Origin of the sequence: Colwellia sp. MB02u-6 (genome assembly GCF_014077095.1) — a bacterium.
GTDB lineage: Bacteria > Pseudomonadota > Gammaproteobacteria > Enterobacterales > Alteromonadaceae > Cognaticolwellia.
The window spans coordinates 303,274-328,100 of sequence record NZ_JACGVG010000027.1 but is presented as its reverse complement, the minus strand read 5'-3'; the positions used below and the strand labels follow the sequence as shown (position 1 = coordinate 328,100).

The 24,827-nt window shown below is 39.5% G+C and carries 19 protein-coding genes and 2 tRNA genes; 13 read left to right on the top strand and 8 right to left on the bottom strand.

The genetic code is table 11. The features are described 5' to 3' along the window. Positions 1-87 precede the first annotated feature (87 nt). Both H4J46_RS03875 and H4J46_RS03870 read left to right on the top strand, forming a co-directional pair. Positions 88-1,524: a DNA-3-methyladenine glycosylase 2 family protein gene (locus tag H4J46_RS03875; RefSeq protein WP_182232226.1), complete on the top strand. Its 1,437-nt coding sequence runs from the start codon at positions 88-90 to the stop codon at positions 1,522-1,524. Between the two features lie 76 nt (positions 1,525-1,600). After that, positions 1,601-2,077, top strand: a complete 477-nt coding sequence (locus tag H4J46_RS03870; protein ID WP_182232225.1) for a methylated-DNA--[protein]-cysteine S-methyltransferase — start codon at positions 1,601-1,603, stop codon at positions 2,075-2,077. A gap of 14 nt (positions 2,078-2,091) precedes the next feature. Here H4J46_RS03870 and H4J46_RS03865 read toward each other — a convergent pair whose 3' ends face one another. Next, on the bottom strand, positions 2,092-2,748 hold the full coding sequence (locus H4J46_RS03865) for a GNAT family N-acetyltransferase (RefSeq protein WP_182232224.1): 657 nt from the start codon (positions 2,746-2,748) through the stop codon (positions 2,092-2,094). 59 nt (positions 2,749-2,807) lie between these two features. On the opposite strand from H4J46_RS03865, the gene H4J46_RS03860 reads away from it, so the two are divergent. Then, positions 2,808-3,002: a hypothetical protein gene (locus H4J46_RS03860; protein ID WP_182232223.1), complete on the top strand. Its 195-nt coding sequence runs from the start codon at positions 2,808-2,810 to the stop codon at positions 3,000-3,002. A 268-nt stretch (positions 3,003-3,270) separates the two neighbouring features. Further along, the gene (locus H4J46_RS03855; RefSeq protein WP_182232222.1) at positions 3,271-3,615 is read left to right on the top strand and encodes a hypothetical protein; all 345 of its coding nucleotides are present in this window, start codon (positions 3,271-3,273) and stop codon (positions 3,613-3,615) included. A 289-nt stretch (positions 3,616-3,904) separates the two neighbouring features. On the opposite strand, the gene trmB is transcribed toward H4J46_RS03855, so the two are convergent. Beyond that, a complete protein-coding gene (gene trmB / locus H4J46_RS03850; RefSeq protein ID WP_182232221.1) occupies positions 3,905-4,630 on the bottom strand; it encodes a tRNA (guanosine(46)-N7)-methyltransferase TrmB in 726 nt (241 codons plus the stop codon). 157 nt (positions 4,631-4,787) lie between these two features. Further along, the gene (locus tag H4J46_RS03845) at positions 4,788-5,126 is read right to left on the bottom strand and encodes a YggL family protein (RefSeq protein ID WP_182232220.1); all 339 of its coding nucleotides are present in this window, start codon (positions 5,124-5,126) and stop codon (positions 4,788-4,790) included. Positions 5,127-5,400: 274 nt separating this feature from the next. Between H4J46_RS03845 and mutY the strand changes: the two genes are divergently transcribed. The 4 genes from mutY (at position 5,401) to H4J46_RS03825 (ending at position 7,555) form a co-directional block, all read left to right on the top strand. Continuing rightward, positions 5,401-6,483, top strand: coding sequence for an A/G-specific adenine glycosylase (gene mutY, locus H4J46_RS03840; protein ID WP_182232219.1), 1,083 nt, complete (start codon positions 5,401-5,403; stop codon positions 6,481-6,483). Between the two features lie 46 nt (positions 6,484-6,529). Beyond that, positions 6,530-6,802 carry an oxidative damage protection protein gene (locus H4J46_RS03835; RefSeq protein WP_182189849.1) on the top strand — a complete coding sequence of 91 codons (273 nt, stop codon included), beginning with the start codon at positions 6,530-6,532 and terminating at the stop codon, positions 6,800-6,802. Positions 6,803-7,290: 488 nt separating this feature from the next. Continuing rightward, positions 7,291-7,366 (top strand) — tRNA-Phe (locus tag H4J46_RS03830). 113 nt (positions 7,367-7,479) lie between these two features. After that, a tRNA-Thr gene (locus tag H4J46_RS03825) sits at positions 7,480-7,555 on the top strand. A gap of 150 nt (positions 7,556-7,705) precedes the next feature. Here H4J46_RS03825 and H4J46_RS03820 read toward each other — a convergent pair. Further along, positions 7,706-11,818, bottom strand: coding sequence for a hypothetical protein (locus tag H4J46_RS03820; protein ID WP_182232218.1), 4,113 nt, complete (start codon positions 11,816-11,818; stop codon positions 7,706-7,708). Positions 11,819-12,213: 395 nt separating this feature from the next. Between H4J46_RS03820 and H4J46_RS03815 the strand changes: the two genes are divergently transcribed. Continuing rightward, positions 12,214-13,740, top strand: coding sequence for a carbon-nitrogen hydrolase family protein (locus tag H4J46_RS03815; protein ID WP_182232217.1), 1,527 nt, complete (start codon positions 12,214-12,216; stop codon positions 13,738-13,740). Between the two features lie 400 nt (positions 13,741-14,140). Here the strand turns inward: H4J46_RS03815 and H4J46_RS03810 are convergent, their stop codons facing one another. Next, positions 14,141-15,001, bottom strand: a complete 861-nt coding sequence (locus H4J46_RS03810) for an EamA family transporter (protein WP_182232216.1) — start codon at positions 14,999-15,001, stop codon at positions 14,141-14,143. 131 nt (positions 15,002-15,132) lie between these two features. Next, positions 15,133-17,040, bottom strand: coding sequence for a TonB-dependent siderophore receptor (locus tag H4J46_RS03805; protein ID WP_182232215.1), 1,908 nt, complete (start codon positions 17,038-17,040; stop codon positions 15,133-15,135). A 420-nt stretch (positions 17,041-17,460) separates the two neighbouring features. On the opposite strand from H4J46_RS03805, the gene H4J46_RS03800 reads away from it, so the two are divergent. The 3 genes from H4J46_RS03800 to H4J46_RS03790 all read left to right on the top strand — a co-directional run bounded on the left by H4J46_RS03800 (position 17,461) and on the right by H4J46_RS03790 (position 19,769). After that, positions 17,461-17,970, top strand: a complete 510-nt coding sequence (locus H4J46_RS03800) for a peptide-methionine (S)-S-oxide reductase (protein ID WP_182232504.1) — start codon at positions 17,461-17,463, stop codon at positions 17,968-17,970. Positions 17,971-18,489: 519 nt separating this feature from the next. Further along, on the top strand, positions 18,490-19,074 hold the full coding sequence (locus H4J46_RS03795) for a PAS domain-containing protein (RefSeq protein ID WP_182232214.1): 585 nt from the start codon (positions 18,490-18,492) through the stop codon (positions 19,072-19,074). Further along, on the top strand, positions 19,071-19,769 hold the full coding sequence (locus H4J46_RS03790) for a GGDEF domain-containing protein (protein WP_182232213.1): 699 nt from the start codon (positions 19,071-19,073) through the stop codon (positions 19,767-19,769). The genes H4J46_RS03795 and H4J46_RS03790 overlap by 4 nt, the downstream gene beginning before the upstream one ends. 443 nt (positions 19,770-20,212) lie before the next feature. On the opposite strand, the gene astB is transcribed toward H4J46_RS03790, so the two are convergent. Further along, positions 20,213-21,550, bottom strand: coding sequence for an N-succinylarginine dihydrolase (gene astB, locus H4J46_RS03785; protein ID WP_182232212.1), 1,338 nt, complete (start codon positions 21,548-21,550; stop codon positions 20,213-20,215). Positions 21,551-22,024: 474 nt separating this feature from the next. Next, positions 22,025-22,537 (bottom strand): fasciclin domain-containing protein, encoded by a 513-nt coding sequence (locus tag H4J46_RS03780; RefSeq protein ID WP_182232211.1) that lies wholly within the window; start codon positions 22,535-22,537, stop codon positions 22,025-22,027. Between the two features lie 375 nt (positions 22,538-22,912). On the opposite strand from H4J46_RS03780, the gene speA reads away from it, so the two are divergent. Continuing rightward, the gene (speA, locus tag H4J46_RS03775; protein WP_182232210.1) at positions 22,913-24,823 is read left to right on the top strand and encodes a biosynthetic arginine decarboxylase; all 1,911 of its coding nucleotides are present in this window, start codon (positions 22,913-22,915) and stop codon (positions 24,821-24,823) included. Positions 24,824-24,827: the final 4 nt, after the last annotated feature.

Below are 24,827 nucleotides of genomic sequence, written 5' to 3'. Positions count from 1 at the left end.
TTGTCCGATTACCGCCAGTGATTTACCTTAGCTAGCGTATTATCAAAAAATATCACTCACCAGTGTAACCAGAGTAATAGGACAAATATGTTAAGTATTGAGGTATGCGAAAGTGCGCGCTTAAGTCGTGATGTACGCTTTGATGGCCGATTTTTTACTGCGGTTATCACCACAGGTATCTTCTGTCGCCCCATATGTCCTGCCAGAGCACCGAAGCCTGAGAACGTCACTTATTATGCCAGTGCTGAACTAGCTCAACAATCAGGTTTTCGTCCGTGTAAACGCTGCTTCCCTCAATTAGCACCCAACCTGCCTTTACCCAGAAAAATAAAGCAAATTACCCAGGCCTACTACGAAAATGATTATAGTTTGCAAAAATGTACGAAACAACTCGATATCAGTGACCGACAAATACGGCGCTTGTTTATACAAGATTATGGTTTACCGCCAAGTGAGTTTTTTCATCAGCAACGCTTATTACTCGCGCATAAACTACTGGTTTCAACCTCATTAAGCATCACTAATGTGGCCTTTGCCGCTGGTTTTAATAGCATACGCCGTTTTAATCAAGTCATCATGCAAAACTATCAAACCACGCCCAGTGATATTCGAGGCAAAAAAACAAGCTTATCTGAGCAGCCAGTCACCATTTTATTACCTTATAAAGCCCCTTTTGATTGGCCATTAATGTTGAGCTTTTTCCACTCTAGAAAAATGACTAATATTGAAGATATTAGTACGGAACATTATTTTCGCACGATCGAACTTGACGATTGCCGTGGCTGGATAAAAGTCACTCATCATCAAGAAAAAATCGCGTTAAATTTAACGGTTAAGTTAAGTGATTATAGCTATTTGCATCAAATAATTACCCGCGTTCGTCGTATGTTCGACTTAGACGCCGATATGCAATTAATTCATCAACAGTTAATAAAACAGCCAAAATTGGCGTCAGTTATCGAACAATTTCCCGGCTTACGCTTACCCGGTTGTTGGGATATTTTTGAATTTTCAATTCGAGCCATATTAGGCCAGCAAATTTCAGTCAAAGGCGCGACCACACTGGCACAACGCATTGTAGAAAAGTATGGCGATAATGCCCTTGATATTGAGCAGCCTGGAAATATCAAGGTGACAAAATACTTCCCTAATGTCGCCGCGTTAATCAACCTTAATTACCAAGATATAGGATTAACCCGCGCTCGTATCGCAACCTTGCAAACTTGGGTCGCCTACTTTGAAAACCATGACAGCATTTTCACCAAAGGCCTAACTATTGAAGAATTAGAAGCTGAATTAACAAAACTAAAAGGCATTGGCCCGTGGACAGTAAATTATATTGGCATGCGGGGTTTAAGTGACCCTGATGCCTTTCCAAGTGCAGATTTAGGCATCATTAAAGCCTTGACTGCTGAGGAAATAAAACCAAAAAATAAAGACATATTGACCTTAGCTGAAAGTCGGCGGCCTTGGCGCGCTTATGCGGCAATATATTTATGGCAGTCGCTGGCAACTCAAAGCTAATGACACCATTTCATCACTCAATATCATGACTAAACATTAGCCCTAAATGTCAGCATTAACACTGAGGAAACTTTAGATGTATTACTGTACTTATCAATCACCCTTAGGTGAAATTGCCTTAACGGCAAACGACAATGGCTTAAGCGCACTGGCTTTTCAAACCGGTAAGTCACCAATTACACTGGCCGGTTTGACTGAAGATAAAAGTAAATTCAAGCAAGTCATCCAACAACTAACTGAATACTTTGACAGTGACAGAAAACACTTTGATCTCCCACTAGCGCCTAGTGGCACCAATTTTCAACAGCAAGTTTGGCAAGCTTTAATTCAAATACCCTGTGGCAAAACCAAAAGTTATGGCTGGATTGCCAAGCGTATTAATAATGAAAAAGCGGTTCGTGCGGTGGGTAGCGCAAATGGCGCAAATCCCATTGCATTAATTGTGCCCTGTCATCGTGTTATTGGTAGCAACGGAAAATTGACTGGTTATGCCGGTGGTTTGGCATTAAAGGCAAAGTTATTAATGCATGAAGGGGCGCAATTTAAGGTTTGATACTAATTAACAATTTAATCTTTTTTACGATACATATACAAAGGAATCCCAGCTTTAAACCCTAACTTTTCATATAAAGGTAAGCCCGCCTGAGAAGCTTGTAAGCTGCAAAAGTGCGCACCGCTTTGCTTAGCATAGGCAATCAGGTGCTGCATCATCTCCTTCGCTAAACCTTGAGCACGAAAAGCAGGTAGCGTTGTCATTTGATGCAAGCCAATGGTATCACCGGTTTTGTGTAGAATGGCAGTCACGGCAATGTCTTGGCCAATTTTTAGCGACAGCAGAGTATTATTTACATTTTCAGCCAATATTTTGATCACATTAGCATCAATCTCATAATCAAAACCCAATCCACAAGCAAAAGCCCAGCGAGTAAAATCAGTTTCAAGCGCTACCCGTGGCGATAAACTAGCAGTTAACATAGTATCTAACTTTAAATTCATCAATGTTAGGTGAGAACGAGTAAAATGCTCTGTTTTAATATCATCAATACTGAGCCATACTTTTTTACCTAGCTGATTAGGAGTATGCTCAGCAGTAGCACTAAATCCAGCTTGCCAATATTTATTAGGCCAACTGGTATGACAAACATAGTCACCTTCAATGCTATAAGGCATGGTTAACAAAAAACTATCTAGATTCGCAATGTTTGCGCTAATTAATGACTTCATTTTGTTTCCTTATTAATTAAAATTAAACTAGTAATCATCATTATAATCCTAGGTGATTTTTGCCAGTCGACTTGCTTGACTGGACTTTCAAAAAGCCAACGTGGCTGATTTTAAAAGACGTTGAGTTAATTGAAGCTATGGCTGATAAAGCGCTAAGTAAAATAGTAAAGGCCGAAGATAAAACATCTAACCCTGCAAATCAATTAAGCACGGCAGCTGATGCTTTGATTAAAGCAATAGCAGAGCACCAATAGCATTAAAGTAAGCTCTAACGATTATCAAATTACGGCTCCTTCCCATCCATATGATCGCGACATAACCGACATACTGTAGATAAAGATAGGAAGTTTAACCGCTTGCTATCTTTATTTTTTCATATTAAAAATACTAAAAGCGTCAGCGTAATTTATAGCTTTTTTGTTAAATAAACAGCGGAAGAAATAGCGCTATTAAAAATTTAACCATGAGCCAATTTACTGTTATGATGTCGTTGATATTTAACAGAGATACTAGAGTATAGTTTTGGAAATAATTGCACTTATCGCGGTTTTATTTTTAGCTTGGCTAATTTGGCAGCTTCGGCGGGCTAAGCACTTCACCAAATTTAAACGTCAAATAATACAAGAGCTAAAACCAAAAGTTATTGCCAATATTATTGAGGAAATGGCTGAAACACGTTCAGAGCTACATCCTAATACCACAGCCCATCAAGTAGCAACTATTAGTTATTGGAGCGCCTCAGCCGGCAGAGTATTACAAGCGGCATTAATGCGAGAAATTATTAACGAGCAATGGTTAATTGAAACCGGTAATTTGCGTAACAGTCAGCATTTATTTCATATTGAACAAGATAAACTACACCGCTAGAACATAGCTTTCAGTTAAAGATACCTCTCTGCTACTTTTTGTAATATCACGTTATGCGTGTGCGGTAGGGTTATCGGACTAAAGTCTGACCTACAAAACTGCCCAAAATTACATTATCACCCGTAGGCTCCATGTAGGATGGACTTTAGTCCATCAGCCTTAAATCTCAGCCAAATTGAACTTTATAGATCACCAACAAAAAAAGAGCGTATTCGCTCTTTTTTCACTAACGGTATTCTCACTAACTCGAAGTCATCACTAACTCAGTGTAGTAACCAACTCATCAAAATTAATCAAGTTTGGTAAATTGTAGATCCCAAACACCATGGCCTAGATCTTGACCGCGGTTTTCAAACTTAGTTAACGGACGAGAATCTGGCCGTGGTACATAGTCATTGTTCACTGATAAGTTTTTAAAGCCCGGCGAAGATGTCATATCTTCTAACATGCACTGTGCGTAATTTTCCCAGTCAGTTGCCATGTGAAACACACCACCGACTTTCAGCTTTTGACGAATAGCGTCAACAAAACTTGCTTGCACAATACGGCGTTTGTGATGCTTTTTCTTATGCCAAGGATCAGGGAAAAATAATTGCACGGTCGTTAACGACTCAATAGGAATACAATCGGCTAAAACTTCGATAGCATCGTGCTCGTAAACTTTTAGGTTATTAACACCCTCTTCTTGGGCTAAGCCGATACAAGCGCCAACACCTGGACGGTGAACTTCAACACCAATAAAGTTAAGATCAGGGGCATTTTTAGCCATTTCAACTAAAGATTTACCCATGCCAAAGCCAATTTCGAGCACAATAGGGTTGTCATTACCAAACAAAACTTTAGGATCGATCAATCCGTCTTGATGTTTCAATCCCATCGTATCCCAAAACTGCTCTAACGCTTTTGCTTGGCCATTAGTAAGGCGGCCTTCGCGCTTAACAAAGCTACGTACTTTTCTAATGTACTTGCCTTCTTGTTCTGCTTGTTCAACGGTTTTATGGCTTCTGTCTATCATAATGCTATCTATTATTTAATTGCGTCATCAAAATTGGGGCGCATATTATCCTTGTTTAATAATTAAAATTCAATCACCGTATAATGCTTATCAAGATCTAATTGTACGCCCGTAAAGTTATTTAACCTTAGTTCGGGTTAATATCGTTTGTTAAGGACTACTCTGCCCACCAAACGTCGTATAATGGGCCAACAGTCACTGAGCTTGCGCCATTATCTGTTAACCACTTTTCTACTAATTGGCGATGTGCTTCAGTACATTTACCCAGTTTTTGAGTACAAATTAAACCATGCCACAAAGTATCACCTTCACCGCCAAAACCTAAGCCGTTTGGATCTATGGTTTCATCGAAAAATTTAGTTAAAAATGCATCAACTGCTTCATTGTCAGCGCCGTCATCTAGTTGCCAAGCAATATCAAAACCTAGTTCTTGGTACTCATCAACACGTAATTTTTTACGTAAACGATCACTACGATTTTTTGCATCTATTTTCATCTTTTATTCCTTACAGTTAGGTTTAAAGCAAACACGATACTCGTATCACTTTAAGGTGCAGTTCAATAGCTAGCTAGGAAATCAGCTTAAGGCGCGCTATGAAGATAATGGTTATTCCCTTATCAAGTAGTGCAACGCTGAACTGGCTTTCTCGATTTGCTGAAATCTACATCTGGAAGTGGAGCGGGTATATATTAACTAACTGCGAGAGGATAGAGGCAATAGAAATTTTTGCAATGAAAATTTCAGCTTTATTCGCTACACTGTCGCCAATATGACAAATAAAACTACTATATCAGCCAAGTCTGCGCAACAATTTAGCGACCAAGTATTATCATGGTTTCAGTTGCAAGGCAGAAAACACTTGCCGTGGCAGCAAGACAAAACAGCTTATCGAGTTTGGATTTCAGAAATTATGCTGCAGCAAACGCAAGTAGCCACCGTGATCCCATACTATTTAAGATTTATGGAAAGCTTTCCTAACATTATTGATTTAGCCAATGCCGATGAAGATAGCGTGCTACATCACTGGACCGGGCTTGGCTACTATGCACGAGCACGAAACTTACACAAAACAGCAAAAAAAATTCGTGACGAATACCAAGGGAATTTCCCTGAAAATATTGATGAAGTAATCGCGCTTCCTGGCATCGGACGCTCTACTGCAGGCGCAGTATTAAGCTTAGCCTTAAACAAACATCACGCGATTTTAGACGGCAATGTAAAACGGGTTTTGGCCCGCTGCTATAAAGTACAAGGACATACTGGCCAAGCCATTTATGAAAAAACCTTATGGCCCATTACCGATGCATTAACGCCAAAACTTGGTGTGGCGCAGTTTAACCAAGCCATGATGGATTTAGGCGCCATGGTTTGCACACGTTCTAAGCCCAAGTGTGACATTTGTCCGCTAAAAAGTAGTTGTTTAGCTCACGCTAGTGGTGAACAAGCAAATTATCCGCAAAAGAAACCGAAAAAAACCATACCAGAAAAACACACTATTATGGTGATACCACGTATTGCTCAGCAAGTGTTGATGGAAAAACGCCCTCCCGCAGGAATTTGGGGTGGCTTATGGTGCTTCTTAGAGTTATCAGACCTTGACCAGCTGCCGTACTTATTAGCCGAGTTAAACCTCAAACAAACAGCAACATTTGCCTTAGATAAGTTTCGCCATACCTTTAGCCACTTTCATCTCGACATAGAAGCCATAGTAATAGATTGTGAAATGTTACCGGCAAAAGAAATTAGCGAAAATAGCACATTGCAATGGTACAATTTAGCCACAGTCGCATCAGTTGGTTTAGCCGCATCGACACAAAAATTAATTAAACAGCTTGAACAGCTTCCTGTTTAATTTATATATACATTTATTCATCCCTTAGACAAAAAGAGACCTTATTATGAGCCGTACCGTTTTTTGCCAAAATTTACAAAAAGAAGCCGAAGGCCTTGGCTTTCAACTTTATCCAGGCGAAATAGGCAAACGTATTTTTGATAACATTTGTAAAGAAGCATGGGGTCACTGGCAAAAAAAGCAAACCATGCTAATTAACGAAAAGAAAATGAATATGATGGACCCTGATGACCGCGCATTTTTAGAATCAGCTATGGTCGCCTATCTCTTTGAAGGTAAAGAGCCTGAAATCGAAGGCTTCACACCAGAGAAAAAATAATTACCTAAAAATAATGATCTAATAAGGGGATAAGTTAAAATATATCCCCTTTTTTTTCTGCCGGTTTTTATTTAACACCTTACTGATAAATTTTTTAATGCCAATTTTCGCCACAAAGTTAATGGTTACCGCCACTGTTAATGTATTTTTTGATTTATTACTTATATTTTTTAATTTACTGCTTAATAATCCCCTAGCCTATTTAGCCATTTATATTGATAAACAATTTTTTTATCACACCTGAACAGCATTTATCCTGATTACCCATGACACTGCATAAACAAATTGATGACGATATTACCGATTATAAATAGCAATATTTAGCCTAAACTGCTCCATAAAAGCACAATACGTTGAAAAAAACGGCAAACAAACATTTATTTAAAAAAAAGGGTTGACGGGGTAAACGAAAAACAGTTTAATACGCCCCGTCTTCAAGGCACAGCCGAGAAGACTATGTACAGAGCAATTATTATGATTGTTAATGTGCCTCGATAGCTCAGTCGGTAGAGCAGAGGATTGAAAATCCTCGTGTCCCTGGTTCGATTCCGGGTCGAGGCACCATTTACACTTTTAGCTTTTTATTAAGTTAAATGTAGAATCAACAAGTTCCGATGTTGATTCGGTGCCAAGATAGTTAATTCAATAGAATATAATTATCGCACACGTCTTCGTGTGCCGACTTAGCTCAGTTGGTAGAGCAACTGACTTGTAATCAGTAGGTCGCCAGTTCGACTCCGGCAGTCGGCACCATTCATAACGAAGCCTCAACAGCAATGTTGAGGCTTTTTTATTGCCTAAAATAAACTTACACTGATTGAATAAGTAGTTCAAATAAGCAAGGTAGACGGCACCATGCCTTCGCCGTAAGCATCAAGCCCTAAGCTCGGTTCGGGATAGCCTCTATTCTCCATCAAAAGGCAAACTTCTAACCGTTACATCCAGGTTACTCCAGTCGGTAATTGAAACCAGTAGATCGTGGTTTGTAGACAGACTCACGCTATTGGTATCGTTGGTAGAGTTCACGCCATTATCGGTATTATAAGCGGTGACTCTAACGTCGACATTACGAGACGATTCGCGATTGCCCATGCGGACCACAGAAAGATCAGGGCTTATCGTTATATCCATTTCCGTTACAGAACCAGCCCCACATCCTTCTATAGATATTGCCCGCACCTGATCTCCAAACTCCCGTGCAAGGTTAAAACGAAAAGTTTTACTTGCCGCAGGTGTAAACCGAATTTGTGAGCAATCCGCATTAACCGCGAGTACATCTTCTTCACCGTCTACCGTCGCTACATTTTCTAAAGAAATAGAAGTGCCGTTTGGCGCGATGCTATGGTAAGCATAGTTACCCGATGCGTTGCCTTTTATATGACGTGTTAACGCGGTATCTACTGGTAACATATACAGATTTTTTGCGAGATATGCAGGATGAGAGTCTGGAATTTCGGCAACAATATTTCCAGCATGCAGTCCTGTTTGACGGGCACTACCATCTTCAATTAACAAGTCCGCAGGGGATAATAAGAAGTCAATAACAAACCGAGTAACACCAAAGGGACCACTAAAAGGTAGATCATGATCGGATAGTAAGTATTTTCCGTTACTCATGCTCGCCAAAGTTATACCGTCTTCAGAGCAAAAATGCGGTGTGGTACTTGTACCATCAAAATAGTCAAATCGTATTTCGCCATCGGTTAAACGAAACTCCACACGGCAGTTATGAGCAATTTCTGTACCTTCTTCAATGGGATGATTGCAATCCCAGCAATACATCGTCACACCGTTGATGCTAGACCCATAGTGTCCGACAGGATAAACAATACGAATAGGAACAATACAATGGCTGTCCCCTAACATGTCAAAGTAACCCTCATCCCAAATAGTGCCAGCAGGAACAAAAAATAGCATCATAGCAGATTCGCGATCCGCGCCATTGAGCATGCTATTTTCGAAACGACGATAAACGGTTTCTACATTAGCATTTCCACGGCTGCCTTGATCATGAAAATCAATCAGGCTTTCGCGACTTAACAGGCGACCATGAATGGCGGTAAGCCTTTCTCTTGTTGCCGAGTCAAGAGAATAACGCGTGTGTGTGTCTGTGCTGCCAGTATAATATTCATCAAGCATAACCGTTGACATAGAAGTACAGAACCCGGTTGCCAAACCACCATTATCGACCCCTTTTAAGTAGTGATGATAGAAACCATAAAATGCGGCTGTCAGTATAGGATGACCAAAAATTGGATCGAGTAACTCATGCCATATTTCAAATGAGCCAAAGGTGTCTTCGTAAGTTCCCCATGAGGGCGTTCCTGCGGCAAAATTATCAAATGGAAAATCGTGGACACCAATACGCATGCCAGTATCAAGGGTACCTGCGACCGTTGCGTTGCGAGTATTGCTAACTTCACCATCAGGATTACGAACAGCAACAGTAATATCCGTTTCTACAACATTGACACCGCCAGTACCTGGCACATAAAACGTTAGTTCTGTTGCAGAAATAACATCGGCATCCAACGCTAAGCCGTTGTAAAGCACTTTGGCACCAACCAAAAATGCTCGACCCGATAGCGTCACCAACATTTCTGGCGCTAATTCAGTTGGCAATAGATCTAGGCGCGGTTTCACCCATATTCGAAGGTGATTACTTTGGTCACCATCAAAGCGCCGTACAAATAGGTTTTTTTCACCACCGCTCACGTTATTGGGAATGGTTACTGTGATACTCTCATCTAATTCGATTGTAGGCCGTAAACTTAAAGCATCGACAATAACGCGATCACTTGAAGTAAAGCGAGTCCCAGTGATATTCACCGTATCACCAGGGAAAACATGAGTAGGCGTCATTGCAAATAGCCAAGGTTTGGTTAGTTGCTCGTCCCAGCTTTCTTCAGTAAATTCAAAAAATCTCATGGCGCCACTAACGCCTTCGCGACCATCAATTCCGATAGCACCGGGCTGTCCTTGTGCGCCATGCGTGCCATCAACGCCATTCTTACAAACTTCTTTTCCGTCAACGTAATCGTTGCCATGAGTGCCACCATTGCCGCCGTATCCTCCAGAACCCCCGTCTCCACCACGCCCGACATTACCTCCGTCATTGTTTATCTTGAATGCTCGCGCTTCAACAGAAGAAGCTAATGTACCTTCTAAAACGCCAATAGAAATGTAGCCACCACGGCTACCATCTCCGCCATAGCCCCCTCGTCCACCATCACCTCCATCGCCTCCATTGCCACCGTGCCCTGGACTTTTCCAACAGTGAGCGCCAAAAAACCACGCCCACTCACCGCCAGCGCCTCTGGCACCGTTGCCACCGCGTCCGCCTTGTTGACCACGACCACCTTTGATACCTTGTTCGCCTTCTAAGTCTATATCAGGCATGGCGGTTAATTCTTTTACCCAGACTTCAAGATCAGGAGCATCCAAGCCACTTGCACCAGCTATACCTGCTATACCAGATTGGCCATCTCCTCCAGGTAGACCGTTACGGCTGCCACTAGCCGTATGCACACCGCTATAGGAACGACCGTTCTTATTGGGATCATTTAGTCGTGCAGGAGTAGAACCTCCAGGTCTTCGCCAGGTTATTTTGGCTTGGATATCACCAATAATTTTTTCGGCAATAATATACAGTTTTTTGACATCGGGTTCGATAGTTAGCGTTTGATTGGTTAGGTCAAGCACGCCAGCTATAATCACTGACGTATCTACTGGAATTGTAGTAATAGTATTTAAAAAATACAGTGGTGACTGAAATACTGGCCACGCGTCTGGTAGATTGTTGTCTAAATCATTAATAATATCAGGATCGGTAAACTCGATGCCCTTTGCCGTTTTGATAATATCTTGCATTAAAGGTCGATTATAAGCCTGAGCTAATTTTGTATTCCGGCCGAGCGATTTATGTAACGACAAAGATAGGTTCGTTTTAGTTAACGTTTCTTTTCTGATAATTTCATTCATTAATCCTTGTATATCTTTTGTCTTCGGTAACTCCCTTTCAGTTTTGTCATAAGTTTTTGCAGCGGTATCCGATGATGTTAATTTTTGCAAAGTGGCTTTACTGTTCCGGTTAGCCATTAAAGTCGCCATTAGTTCAATCGCTTTACTTGGTTCCGCGTGCGCTAAAGTGCCAGCTATCTCCGGCCAAGAAATAGTATGGGTGATTTTTAGCGGAGCCACCATTATTTGGTTCTTTTGAATAGTTATCGGCTGGTCAATTTTTAGTGTTGCTAAAGCAGAAACATCATCAACACCCGCGGCAAGTAAAATAGCTTTTACTTCATCGAACCGATTATCAACCATATCGGGATCAACAAACACCTCTAATCTACCGCCATACTGTAACTTGTTTTTTAGCTGAACTTCTAGCGTTGACGCACGTGCACGATATCCATCTAGGGTGACAGCGCGGACAGCGCCCTTACGAATTTTTACTCCTGCTATCTCACCGTTGAAGAGAAATTTCTTTCCACTGATATCACCGCCGATAGAGGTATCTCTATCACCTATTTCTTTTAATTCTTTACTCGTACTAATTTGATTAGCACGCCGATCGTTGATCTCTAATGCCAAAATGCCTTCATTTTCTCGAATTAAACGAATTGACGCTGTTTCATTTAGACCAATTTTTCGATCAGCCGAACTAACCGATTTCCAACCCTCGTTAGTGTGTATGCTGCCAGTAACTTCGCCACCAGCTTTAATTTCAAGTCTAAAAGGTGGGTTTTCAGAGTCCACCAGATATTGATTTTTTTTTAGGTTAGTAGGTGTGATCACGGCCTCTACAGTAAAATCTTCGTCGCAGGTAATGGTTTTATCTGGGGTGATGGTAGCGGTTCCTTTACCGTTCAGCGTTAGAGAACGAGTACCATTATTTATCTTAACTTTCCCGTGAGGGGTCAAGCGTGTAGACATCATCGAAACAACTCGTTCTTTTTCTATTGTTTTATTGTCGACAGTTCCTTTTGTAGTCTCTATTTTTTTCTTGGTGGTCATAATAATTCTCCGTGAACAAAGTGTCTAAGAGTCATTGCTACCAACTTTTGAAAACTAAAATACAGTTTATATGTACTCACACAGCGTTTATTGAAATGCGGTGACAATCCTTTTGTTTTTTTAGTACAGTGGAATTTTATCAAACATTCAAGTCAGAAAAACCTGACATTTATCAGAAAGAACGGACATATAAAATTGCGGTAAATAGGCACAAGTTATTATGGTTGGCCTGAGAAGTGACTAAGTGCTATCAGGGCTAATGTTTGGCTGTGCTACATATTTTATAATATGCTTGTATAAGTTGGTTTTTTGGTATAAAAATCAAAATAATCGTCTTTTTGCACTCTACGATGAGAGAAAGGAATGATTATGACCAATATCGATTAGGAATATAAATGGAAGCAAATAGCGTTACCGTCCGTCATTTAACTCTGCAAGATATGACAGAGCTGCGACAAGCGAGTGAATCAGTTTACCTTAATAAAGCATTAGCCACCTGGAATGAATCTACGGTTAAAGCCTTATTAACTAAATTTCCAGATGGGCAAATCTGTGTGGTTGTTGATGGCATTGTAGTCGGTTGCGCCTTTTCATTAATCATCGAATATGCTGATTTTGGTGATGACCATACTTATGCTGAAATCACCAGCGACATGACCTTTGATAATCATGATCCCAAAGGTGACTCTTTGTATGGTATTGAGGTTTTTATTCACCCTAGTTATCGTGGTTTACGCTTGGCTAGACGCTTGTACGACGCGCGTAAAGAACTTTGCGAAAACTTGAATTTGCGCGCCATTGTAGCGGGCGGGCGTATGCCTAACTATGCTCAACATGCTGACAAAATGAGTGCAAAGCAGTACATTGAAAAAGTTAAAATTAAAGAATTATATGATCCCGTATTAAGTTTTCAGCTTGCCAATGACTTTTATGTCCGCAAGTTACTCACCGGTTACTTATCAGGTGATAAGGAATCAATGGAATATGCCACGTTACTGGAATGGCCCAATATTTTTTATACTAAATCGGTAAAACTGATCAATGCCCCGCGCTCAGAAGTGCGTTTAGGTTTAGTGCAATGGCAAATGCGTTCCACGAAAAGCATTGATGATTTATTTGAACAAATGGAATTTTATGTCGATGCGGTCTCAGATTACAAAAGTGATTTTGTCTTGTTTCCTGAATTGTTTAATGCGCCTTTGATGGCTGAATTTAATCACTTACGCTTAACTGAAAGTATTCGCCGGTTAGCAGAATATACTGAACAAATTCGCGATAAATTTATCGAATTTGCCATTAGTTACAATATTAATATTATTACCGGTAGTATGCCGTTTTTTGTTGACGGCAATCTTTATAACTCAGGTTTTTTGTGTCGTCGTGATGGCTCATGGGAACGTTACGATAAAATTCATTTAACGCCAGCAGAAGTCCGTAGCTGGTCTATGGTGGGTGGTAAAAACCTTAAGGTGTTTGATACTGACTGTGGCAAAATTGGTATCATGATTTGTTATGATGTTGAATTTCCAGAGTACTCGAGAATACTGGCCGATCAAGGGATGAATATTTTGTTTGTGCCCTTCTTAACCGACACCCAAAATGGTTACACCCGAGTACGTCACTGTGCGATGGCAAGAGCGATTGAAAATGAGTGCTATGTCGCCATTGCTGGCGCAGTAGGTAATTTACCAAAAGTGAATAATATGGATATTCAATATGCGCAATCTGCCGTCTTTACCCCGTCTGACTTTGCTTTCCCCACTACAGGTATTAAAGCGGAAGCAACACCCAATTCAGAAATGACCGTTATCGTCGACGTAAATTTAGATCTGTTAAAACAGTTACATAGCCATGGCTCTGTACATACTATGCGAGATAGACGTCATGATTTATATAGCATTACCGAGCATAACAAAGCTTAGCCGGTCAGTGGGTTATCGATAGCATACATTAACTACTTGAAAATCTGTCGGTTCAAAGCACCTGAAATCGAATCTAACGCTTCAGGTGCTAATTTGAAATATAGCGATTATTTTGTTGGCAAATTTTTCGACAAAACAGCCGAATTTAGCCTAACGCATAGATGGGCGATAGTTGAAAATTTACTCTGACACTCACCCTAAATTTGCGCTAACAACCTAGCGGTTTTATCAGTGAGTGTTGGCTTGATTTCATACTTAATTTCATGCTTATTTTCACACAACTCATATCACTTACCCCCCAATAATAGAAGGATGCACGGATATTCAAGCAGCTTAGCGATAAATATCCCACAAACACCTAGCACCTAGCACCTAGCACCTAGCACCTAGAATTTAGCATTTATTTTCGTTTTGCGATCAAGAGTGCTGCCACAATTAACAGTGATCCTATGGCAAGCCTGAGCAGTTCTTCTGGTGATCCGCCCTTGGCTTCACCAAAAATAAATAAGGAGGCAAACATAGCCAGTGGCACAACCGCATTGTTAAACGTGGCTAATACCCCGACACTGGTTTGGGTTGCGCCTTTATTCCAAAAGAAGAAACCAAGCCCAGAGGCAATGAAGCCCATATAAACTAAAACCAACCACTGCGTTGGTGTTGCGTCTAATGGAATAGGAGGCTGCGAAGAAATTAACAGTGTCGCTATGCTAGTAAAAACCGCCGCACCTAGGTATAAAAATCCAAATACAGAGCTGTCACTAATATCTGGTCTGTCTTGTTTCCAATCGCGATAATAAACTTGGCCAAAAGCAAAAGCCATATTGGCTATTTGCATCAGGCAAAAGCCTAACCAAATTTCGCTTGAGTCTATATCGTCCATTTTTATAACCGCGGCGCCAAAAACGGAAAGTAGTGTCGCCACTAAATACCAAGGTGTAAAACAACGCTGTCGAAGATCGTTGATAATAACGATATAAAGTGGTGTAAACACGCTAAATAGCGCCACTAAATGCGATGGTATATAACGAAAAGCGGAAAGATAACAGGTATACATAACACCGTATTGCAATGCGCCAAGCATTATCAGTTGCCATTTTTCCTGCCGGTTGGTGTTCGCTAGTTTTATAAAGGGTAGAAAAGCAATCAACGCAAATAGTAGTCGGGTATCTGCTATTTGCAGTGGGTCAAGACCTTTGAGTGTGTTGCCTATAAGACCAAAAGAAAAAGCCCAAATCAGCGTAGGTATCACGAGATAAATCATTCAAGGTCTCTAATAATTAAGGTTAGTTTATTCAATAACTTTTGTAATAGTTAACTATTGTTAAAATGCTACTGAGTAATAATTTGACCCCAGCCAATTAGCTGGGGCCGATGCAAGTACATTTAACCATGTTACCAGTGGTAAGTAGCACTAAGCGTGTATTGTTCTCCGCGTCCAGGCGTACCTGGTACTTCTTCAAAAGATTCATCCCAAAGATTATCTGCTGCAAGCACAATATCTAAACCGTCAAACTGCGTAGGAGAAATCTTTACCGTTAGGTGGGTAAATAAAGCGTCGTCGTCACCGTTTCTAAGAATATTTTCTTCTTGTTTACGCCACTCGTTATCAACGCGAACTTCAACGATGTTAGTTGGGTGCCAAATAAGCCCTAAGGTTACCCTGTGATCTGGGTAGTTCAAGGCATAAAAGCTAGCATCGATATCCGCAGCACCATAATTTTCAGATTTATCAAAGAAGGTATAGCTAGTGATAATTTCTGCATGATCGAAACGCTTTACCGCCAGTAGCTCTAAACCTAGCGTATCGATATCGACCGGATTTGCAGAACGTGCAGAGCTTGAACTCAAGCTATAAGTCCAATCGGTTAAATCATCATCTTGTCGATAAAAAATAGCCGCATCAAGACGCCAAGTTTCTCGATCTAATGCCAAACCTAATTCAATGTTTTTAGTGGTTTCTCGCTCAAGATCATAATTACTTCTGAATAATCCACCTTTATTACTGCCCCCTATAGCAGTATAACCGGCCACTTGACTCGCTTCTGCATAAGAGAAATAAAGTGTTTGTGAGCTGTCATCCGCATTGATGATATTCCAGGTTATATCACCAATTAGTGACACTTGTGAATCGTCGCGGTTAGTGTCGTCAAAAGCAGCACCAAGACGAAAAGTTAACTGTTGATCCTCTTGTAGATCCATTCGATATTCAGGCAAAATACTGAGTTTGTAATAATGACGAGAGGTAAAGTTATTTTCAAGCGTAGTTGATTCAATGCTGTCTGCTATAAATTGGCTTGAGTAATTCAGGGCAAATGATGCTGTTTGTGCATGGCGACCAGAAACTGCTATCGATTTAACCTCAGTTTCATGAAAGGCTTGAAATACATCAGGGTTTTCACGCGAAAAAACATAATGGTCATTGTTACGACGAAAATAAGTGGAAATTTCAAAGCTGCTGTCTTGTGCATACTGCTGTTGATGATTAAGTATTAATAATCGCGTTTTAATGTCTTCAGTTTCATTAACATTAAATGGCGTGTACATATTTGGCCAGCCAAAGAACTTTTCTTGAGAGCCAAAAAATAGATCAGTCTGTGATGATGGTCCAACTAACTGAATACGACCAGAAGCACGTTGAAAGTCGTGGTCGCCATTCTCTATTGTACCGTCACTTTCAGAGCGAGAATATTCAGCTTCAGCACCGATAGTCCAATCGGTATAATCAGCCAATGCCATACTAACGCCACTGTGTACGCGTTGTAGATTGAAGTTATTATTACCTGCGCCAATTGAAGCACTACCTGCGGTTTTTATGACTGTCCAGTCGCGAGAAACCGTGCCTACCGAGCTGTTAACACCGAGTAGAGCATTGTCTGCACCGGTCAGTATATTAGCCTTAGATAACATTTCCTGAGCAATAGGAATTTCAGCAAAGTAATGTCCGGTTTGCGGATCAAGTAAGGTCGCACTGCCGACCCTAAAGCCAGTGTTTTCGAAAATACCACCACGAATAGTTACATCGGCTTGAGCTTCTGCCATATTGCGCGACTGTAGGTCAACGCGCGGATCATATTCTAGGTTTGAAACTGGCGAACCAAAGGTGCCCACAGGTTGAGTATTAGCCGTGGTTGAAGCCTCAATCGTAATTCGCTCAATATTATGACTGACTTTTTTACTTGCATCGTTGCTTAAGTCATTACTTACATCATGAGTTAAATCATGAGTATCGTCGGCTGCTGATGAAAAGCTTGATAGGCTAAATAATAAAACGGGCAAAGCAATTGGTACAACTCGAATCATGTTAATCTTCTCTATTTACACTGTTTGATCTATGAGTAAAAACGATTTTTTTGTATTCCCCAACTCACCCAACCATATAATCCAGTAGCAGAAAGAGCCATTGCTCATCTTCGTACTAACAATGGAATTAAACATATGGGAACAACCAAACGAAAATATCGTAAGATAAAGTTGGAGTTTATTTGAAAGGTAGTAATCGTTACGTGAATCAGTATTATATCTTAGCGGATAAAATATTACACATGGTAACCATGCTCAACTGATAAAGGTTTACAACTGGATGCATAACAAACAGCGCAGTGAAAATATATTGCTCAAAAAAATACTACTAAAAAAAGTAATAACAGTTTACTCGCTATTGCCATAATCAATAACATAACGCGTAAAACTTAATTCACCGCTCATAAAGGCCAACAAGTGATAAAAACACAACAACATAATAAGCAGGCTAACAGGACGCAAGAAATTATTTATTTCGCCGGCGGTTGCCTTTGGGGTGTGCAGGAATTTATGAAGCACTTACCTGGGATTTTTACCACAGAAGCAGGTCGAGCTAATGGCTTAACCAATTGCACCAAAAGTCGTTATGATGGCTATGCAGAATGTGTGAAAGTAACCTTCTACCCAAGTGCTGTTAATCTTGATGAGTTAATAGGTTACTTTTTTGAAATTATTGACCCTTACAGCGTCAATAAGCAAGGCAAAGATATTGGCAAAAAATACCGCACCGGTATATACAGTCAACACACTAGTCACCTCAAAATGGCTATCGAGTATATTGCCCGCCATGAGGATAGCGATAAGATGGTGGTTGAAGTTTTGCCGCTGCTTAATTATGTGAAAAGCGATGAAGAACACCAAGAAAGATTAACTCGCTTTCCCAATGATTATTGTCATATTCCTAAGCAGATATTACATAAATACAAGTAGCGTTAAAAAACGACCTTATACCAATATTTAGCTATCTAGACAAAGTGATACCTTAATTTAAAAACATCATGTATAAACCTAAAAAATGATGGGCAGTTATTTCAATGTTCATCAGGTTTATCCTGCGCTAGTGACAACTTTAAAATCATCACTAGCCCTAAGAATACAATATCAAGTTAATTCATAGTCGACTCATAAGCCCAACAATATATCCGCAAAAAAGCGGCTGGCTTTAAGAGCTATCCACTTAGCCCAACCGACCACTAAATGTTGTGTTTACTAGATTTAACCTCTTCGATCACTTATGCCACCAAGCTGACCTAATTTAGACACAAATCTCTCTTAATAAATAGTCCGCTTAACCACTATTGCCGAATAGTCTAATCACTACAATTTACAACAAAAATAACAACAATCGTCGAAACTTACTAAGGTCTCTCAATAGATCAGTTAATGTTTCTTATTGTGTTAAGGTTAACTTTTAACTTAAGATAAATAAATTATTTCTAGAGGTTTTCTATGGTAAACGACACCTTAAATACTATGTTATTGCTTGATAAACTTCCTATTGGTATAACGGTGTTAAATCCAAACTTAGAAATTGAGTATGCTAATCCGTTGGCGCTAAAAATTATGGGATTAAAAGAGCATCAAACGATTGGGAAATTAGTCTCTGATCCACAATGGCTATTAGTGGATATTTTTCACGAACCACTTCCTCTTGAAAAATATCCAGCAGTACAAGTGCTGCATAACAAAACTGCCATTGATAACTTTGAATTTGGTATTTACAATCCAGAGAAAAACGATTACACATGGTTACTCAGTAACGCATATCCTGATCTAAATAAACATGGAGAGGTTACACAAATTATTGTGACTTTTACCAACGTTAGTAATCAGAAAGAAGTCATTCCGTTTGAGCAAATTGTTCACAATGCTAATGATATTGTCGTGGTCACTAAAGCAGAACAACTTCGTAATGGTGGCCCAGAGATTATTTATGTGAATAAGGCATTTTCTACATTAACTAAGTTTAGTGAAGAAGAGGCTTTGGGGAATACACCACGGATGTTACAAGGTCCAAAACCAGCAGTGAAATGAGAGAAAAAATCTATCAGCATCTTTGTAAAGGTGAACAAGTGGTAGATGAAATCTATAACTACGATAAACATGGTAACGAGTATTGGATCGAACTAAATATCGTGCCATTAAAGAACTCATATGGCAAAGTTACGCACTTTGCCGCTATCGAACGTAATATTACAGAAAGAAAAGATCACGAACAAAACCTCACTGAAATGGCAATGACTGACACTTTAACTGGACTTGCTAATCGTCGCTCGTTTTACAGTAAAGCAAAGCTTGCACTCTATGAGGTAATCAAGCAGAAATCATCGTTTTTTTTAGCTGTTATAGATATTGATTACTTTAAAAAAGTCAACGACACCTACGGCCATGATATGGGTGATGAAGTGTTAGTGAAGATAGCGAGATTGATGAATAATAACACCCGAGAGACCGATATTTTAGGCAGAGTAGGCGGTGAAGAGTTTGCTTTAATATTGAAAAATGTGACGAAAGAAAACGGCATAAAGCGTTTAGACACTATTCGTCATAGCATTGAATCTATATCGATTATTTTATCAACTGGCGAGAGTTTATCATTAAGTGTAAGTATTGGCTGCACCGATATTATCCCTGAAAGTAAAAATATTGATGAGATAATAAAACAAGCAGATATTGCGCTTTATCGAGCAAAAGAAGAAGGGCGCAATCGCACAGTATATTATTCTTAACACCGTACATGTCTATATTATTTTTATGAGAGTTATACTTAGAATTTCAAACCTAAGACAATTGTAGTGGGACAGTTAATTTGGACATACCTTTAACTATATTTTGATTAGAAAATTTTCTTTTTTTGAGGGGTGGGACGAAAAACAATAGATTGCATACTCTAAATTTGTGTTGATCTCGGTTGTTTGAATGTCCGCTTTGGCGTTTCAAACAAACATGATGGAAGAATGTAAGATACAGCATCAAAGTTAACAGCCAAAATTTGAACTCCACTGTCGCCAATGAACTTACAGCGGACCTTAGGTATAACGATGCTGTAGCTTCAGCTAAACGTACCAAAAAGACCTAAATGACAAAAGAAAGGAACCACAAAGTGTAGTGGTTGATTGGGCTAAGAGGATAGCCCTTCTGGCTTTTTGATCTTTACTTTGTCAGGCATTATTTATTGTTGAAAACGATAAACTGATCCTAGCGATAATATCTGAGAAAGCTCATCTAATGCCGTTCGTGACTCAATAAGCAATTGTGGGTCTCTTAAATCATCTATCAGCAATTTATCGCGATAATGAGTATTGACCCAAGCAACTAGCTTCGTATACAAGTCATTAGTTAACAAACAGTCGGGGTTAACCGCACCTAGCTCCTGCTCTGTCATGGCAACTCTCAAACGTAAACATGCAGGGCCACCACCATTTTTCATACTTTCATTAACGTCAAAAAATTCAACATGGTTGACCGGATTATCACCCCTAGTTAAAGACTGTAAATAATCATAAACACTGGTATTATCACGGCAATGTTTTGGCGCAATAATAGCCATTGAATTATCTTTTAGTGTCACTATTTGCGTATTAAAAAGATAGCTATTTACCGCGTCTTTAATTGAAACTTGTTCTGTAGAAACTTCCAAGAAATGCAGCTTGTCACCAGCAAATTTACCCATGACCTCTTCTTTAAATAACGCCGTATTAAGATAGGCTTGCTCATGGTAAAGAAAAACATTTTGATTACCTACTGCAATCACATCATTATGAAATACGCCCTGATCGATTACCTCAGGATTTTGCTGCACAAAAACGGTATTCTCAGCCGACAAGCCATGTAATCTAGCTATTGCCTGACTAGCTTCTAAGGTTTGCCGTGCAGGAAACTTTGCAGGTGCCGGTTTGTTACGATTAAAGGCTGAACGGCCATAGGTAAATATTTCGAGGCCTTGTTCACCATAGCCCTGACATAAACGCGTATGATTAGCTGCGCCTTCATCACCAAAATGTTCATTGTCATTTAGGTGTTGGTGATGCTGAAAGTACTTATCATCAACGAACATGGCTTTGAGGATATTGCTGGTTGTTTCGGGCTCTAACGAGCGATGAAATTTATTGGCTAAATTAGCGGCGGTAAAATGTAGTTTTTGATCCAAGGTATCTGCCGAAGGAGATACGGTTGCCGCATTCGCCGTCCACATGCTTGATGCTGAGCAACAAGCAGCGAGTAGCGTGGGTGATGCCTTGTATGCTGCTGCCAAAATTTGGGCGTCTGTACCCTGAAAACCTAGCCTTTTTAAGGTGTAAATATCAGGGCGTTCTTGCGGGGCAAATACGCCTTGATGTAGTCCCATATCATGCAAGGCTTTCATCTTTTTTAAACCCTGTAATGCAGCACTTTTAGGGTTTGAACTCTCAGTAGCATTCGATAAAGAAGCTACATTGCCCTCAGATAAGCCAGCATAATTGTGCGTAGGGCCAACTAAACCATCAAAATTTACTTCAAAACTTTTCATTATTTTTCTCGAATACCATTATTTATTAGAACAAAGCAAAGTATGTACCACTAAAATACTAACCTCAGTTATCAATGGCTTGTACACTTAAGCACCTGCTTACATTAAACTTTGCAACAGAGTAAGACAGAATAACACAGACATGTCTATATCGACGCACCAATATAATGCACCATAGCGCTTTAGTCCTCTAATACCAAGGGGTATATTTATTACTCAATAACACTTGGCGTTTATAAAAAATGGCTACTAAAAAGCGTACTAAAAACATGGAACTTTAATTTATAAGCCACTGATTAGTAACTGATTAGTCGTATTTTTAGTATAATGTTGATTTTCAAGCTCTGCAAGCGATTGTTCTAGAGTTGTTGTATTATGAACACCTTGAAAAATTAAAGTAATCATAGCTAAAAATTATGCGAGGTTGCAGAGTATCAAGATATAAAAATTAATTAATACTCTGCAGAATTATGTTTACTTAGGCATTAATACTGTGTCAATAACATGTATCACGCCATTACTTGCTTTTACATCTGCCATGATAACTTTTGCGTTATTTATCATTACATTTTCATCAGCAACTTCAACCATCAACATTTGACCTTGAACAGTAGTTGCACTGTCTATTTTCACGACATCTGTTGACATGACTTTTCCAGAAACTACATGGTAAGTCAAAATTGAAGCAAGTTTATCTTTGTTTTCTGGTTCTAACAGCATTTCAAGGGTACCTTCAGGTAACTTTGCAAAAGCTTCATCTGTTGGTGCAAATACTGTAAAAGGGCCTTCACCTTTAAGCGTGTCGACTAGCCCCGCCGCTTTAATTGCTGCAACTAAGGTGTTGAAAGAACCATTTTCAGCTGCCACATCAACAATGTCTTTTTTCATACCGTGATCACCTTCATTATGATGACCTGCAAAAGCAGCAGGCATAAAAGCTAAGCTGGCAACCATAAGTGATAATACTGCAATAAATTTATTTAACATGATATTTCCTATTTAGTGATTACTGGTTTGACTACGCGTTTGTTACATTAAAGTTACGTATGGTTAATAAATCAAGATCAGTTTGATTAAATTATCGGCAATAAAATATTAGAAACTACTCTTAATATCGCCAGTCTATTGCTACGCATGCTCAAACACTGGATTTAAATCGACTAAATATACCTTAACTTTATAGCGCTAACGCTTCGAGTAGCCTTGAAAACCTAGTTAAAAGTCACTAATCAATAATATTTTTCATCTGTAACGATTTTTTTTGTTGGACATTAAACTGCTCATAAATTCTAATTCGCGCAAATTACCTATGATGAATTACCATTTTCTTATTAAATAAGATGGCTAAAGGAAGACGAACGAATGAATAAAGATAATCTTGATCACGCACGTACACACTATAACGTGCGTCATTGGAGTCAGGGCTATTTCGGTATAAATGATGCTGGAAATGTATATGTTGCGCCGAAAGTTGACCATCAAGATCATACGGTAGAATTAAGTACTATTGCCAAAATGATTGAAAGTAAGGGCTTAACGCTACCTGCTTTAGTGCGATTTCCACAAATAATCCATCATCGTATTCACAGCTTGTGTGAAGCCTTTAATAAAGCAATAGAAGACTATGATTATCAGCAAAAATATTTATTAGTTTATCCTATTAAAGTTAATCAACAGCGTGAAGTGGTTGATGAGATTTTGGCTAGCCAAAATAACAAGGAATTCACACAATTAGGACTTGAAGCAGGTAGTAAAGCAGAACTGTTGGCTGTTTTGGCCATGGCTCAAAAAGTTTCATCGGTTATTGTTTGTAATGGTTACAAAGACCGAGAGTATGTGCGTTTGGCATTAATCGGCGAAAAGTTAGGCCATAAAGTTCATATTGTTTTAGAGAAAATGTCTGAACTGGAGATGATTTTAGCCGAAGCGAAAAAACTGAATGTAGAACCTAGATTGGGCATACGCGTTCGCTTAGCGTCTCAAGGTAAAGGTAAGTGGCAAGCCAGTGGCGGTGAAAAATCAAAGTTTGGTTTGTCAGCTTCACAAGTACTTAACGTGGTTAAAATACTTAAAGCAGAAAACATGCTTGATGCGTTAAAACTGGTTCACTTTCACTTAGGCTCGCAAATAGCCAATATAAGAGATGTTAGATTAGGTGTTAGTGAGGCTGCGCGTTTTTATTGTGAGCTTCGTCATCTTGGTGCTGGGCTTTTATGCATGGATGTGGGTGGTGGTTTGGCCATTGACTATGATGGTACACGCAGCCAATCACATAACTCAATGAACTATAGTGTTGCCGAATATGCTAATAATATTGTCCATACCATTGGCGATATTTGTAATAGTTATCAGCAACCTATGCCGATGATCATTTCAGAATCAGGTAGAGCATTAACCGCGCATCATGCGGTCTTAATTTCTAATGTCATTGGCGCGGAATCTTATGAACCAGAAGAGATAAAAGCGCCTATACTTGACGAGTCTATCTTGTTAAATAATATGTGGCGTTCGTTAAAGCAATTAAATGACCGTAATGATGATCGCGCACTGATTGAGATTTATCACGACACGCAAAGTGATTTAGCTGAAGTACACAGCCAATTTTCGATGGGATTATTAAACTTAACCCAGCGAGCTTGGGCAGAACAAACTAACTTGCGTATTTGTTATGAACTAAATAAATTAATGGATGCTAAAAACCGTTTCCATCGCCCGATAATTGATGGATTAACTGAAAAGCTTGCAGATAAATTTTTTGTTAACTTTTCTTTATTTCAATCATTACCCGATGCATGGGGCATAGATCAGGTTTTTCCTGTTTTACCGTTAAATAACTTAGAGAAATCACATGAAAAAAGAGCCGTGTTATTAGACATTACTTGTGATTCAGATGGCGCTATTGACCATTATGTTGACGGCCAAGGAATTGAAAGCACATTACCTGTACCGGCATGGACAGAAGATGAACCTTATTTACTGGGTTTCTTTTTAGTCGGTGCTTATCAAGAAATTTTAGGTGATATGCATAATCTATTTGGTGACACACACAGCGCTGTTGTCTTCATTAATGACGACGGTGTAGCAGAAATCACTGAAATTAATGAAGGTGATACGGTTGAAGATATGTTGCGTTATGTCCATTTAGACCCAGAATTATTTAAACGAACTTATTCTGAGCTTATCGAGGCTAGATTATCATCAACTGAAGGTGAACAAATTTTTAATGAATTAGAAGTCGGCTTAAAGGGTTATACCTATCTTGAAGATTTATAGAGAG

What these genes read in the sequence shown, in the direction of transcription:
- H4J46_RS03875 (WP_182232226.1), top strand. Translation starts at nt 88, where the DNA reads ATGTTAAGTATTGAGGTATGCGAAAGTGCGCGCTTAAGTCGTGATGTA.
- H4J46_RS03870 (WP_182232225.1), top strand. Translation starts at nt 1,601, where the DNA reads ATGTATTACTGTACTTATCAATCACCCTTAGGTGAAATTGCCTTAACG.
- H4J46_RS03865 (WP_182232224.1), bottom strand. Translation starts at nt 2,748, where the DNA reads ATGAAGTCATTAATTAGCGCAAACATTGCGAATCTAGATAGTTTTTTG.
- trmB (WP_182232221.1), bottom strand. Translation starts at nt 4,630, where the DNA reads ATGATAGACAGAAGCCATAAAACCGTTGAACAAGCAGAACAAGAAGGC.
- H4J46_RS03845 (WP_182232220.1), bottom strand. Translation starts at nt 5,126, where the DNA reads ATGAAAATAGATGCAAAAAATCGTAGTGATCGTTTACGTAAAAAATTA.
- mutY (WP_182232219.1), top strand. Translation starts at nt 5,401, where the DNA reads ATGACAAATAAAACTACTATATCAGCCAAGTCTGCGCAACAATTTAGC.
- H4J46_RS03835 (WP_182189849.1), top strand. Translation starts at nt 6,530, where the DNA reads ATGAGCCGTACCGTTTTTTGCCAAAATTTACAAAAAGAAGCCGAAGGC.
- H4J46_RS03820 (WP_182232218.1), bottom strand. Translation starts at nt 11,818, where the DNA reads ATGACCACCAAGAAAAAAATAGAGACTACAAAAGGAACTGTCGACAAT.
- H4J46_RS03815 (WP_182232217.1), top strand. Translation starts at nt 12,214, where the DNA reads ATGGAAGCAAATAGCGTTACCGTCCGTCATTTAACTCTGCAAGATATG.
- H4J46_RS03810 (WP_182232216.1), bottom strand. Translation starts at nt 15,001, where the DNA reads ATGATTTATCTCGTGATACCTACGCTGATTTGGGCTTTTTCTTTTGGT.
- H4J46_RS03805 (WP_182232215.1), bottom strand. Translation starts at nt 17,040, where the DNA reads ATGATTCGAGTTGTACCAATTGCTTTGCCCGTTTTATTATTTAGCCTA.
- H4J46_RS03795 (WP_182232214.1), top strand. Translation starts at nt 18,490, where the DNA reads ATGGTAAACGACACCTTAAATACTATGTTATTGCTTGATAAACTTCCT.
- H4J46_RS03790 (WP_182232213.1), top strand. Translation starts at nt 19,071, where the DNA reads ATGAGAGAAAAAATCTATCAGCATCTTTGTAAAGGTGAACAAGTGGTA.
- astB (WP_182232212.1), bottom strand. Translation starts at nt 21,550, where the DNA reads ATGAAAAGTTTTGAAGTAAATTTTGATGGTTTAGTTGGCCCTACGCAC.
- H4J46_RS03780 (WP_182232211.1), bottom strand. Translation starts at nt 22,537, where the DNA reads ATGTTAAATAAATTTATTGCAGTATTATCACTTATGGTTGCCAGCTTA.
- speA (WP_182232210.1), top strand. Translation starts at nt 22,913, where the DNA reads ATGAATAAAGATAATCTTGATCACGCACGTACACACTATAACGTGCGT.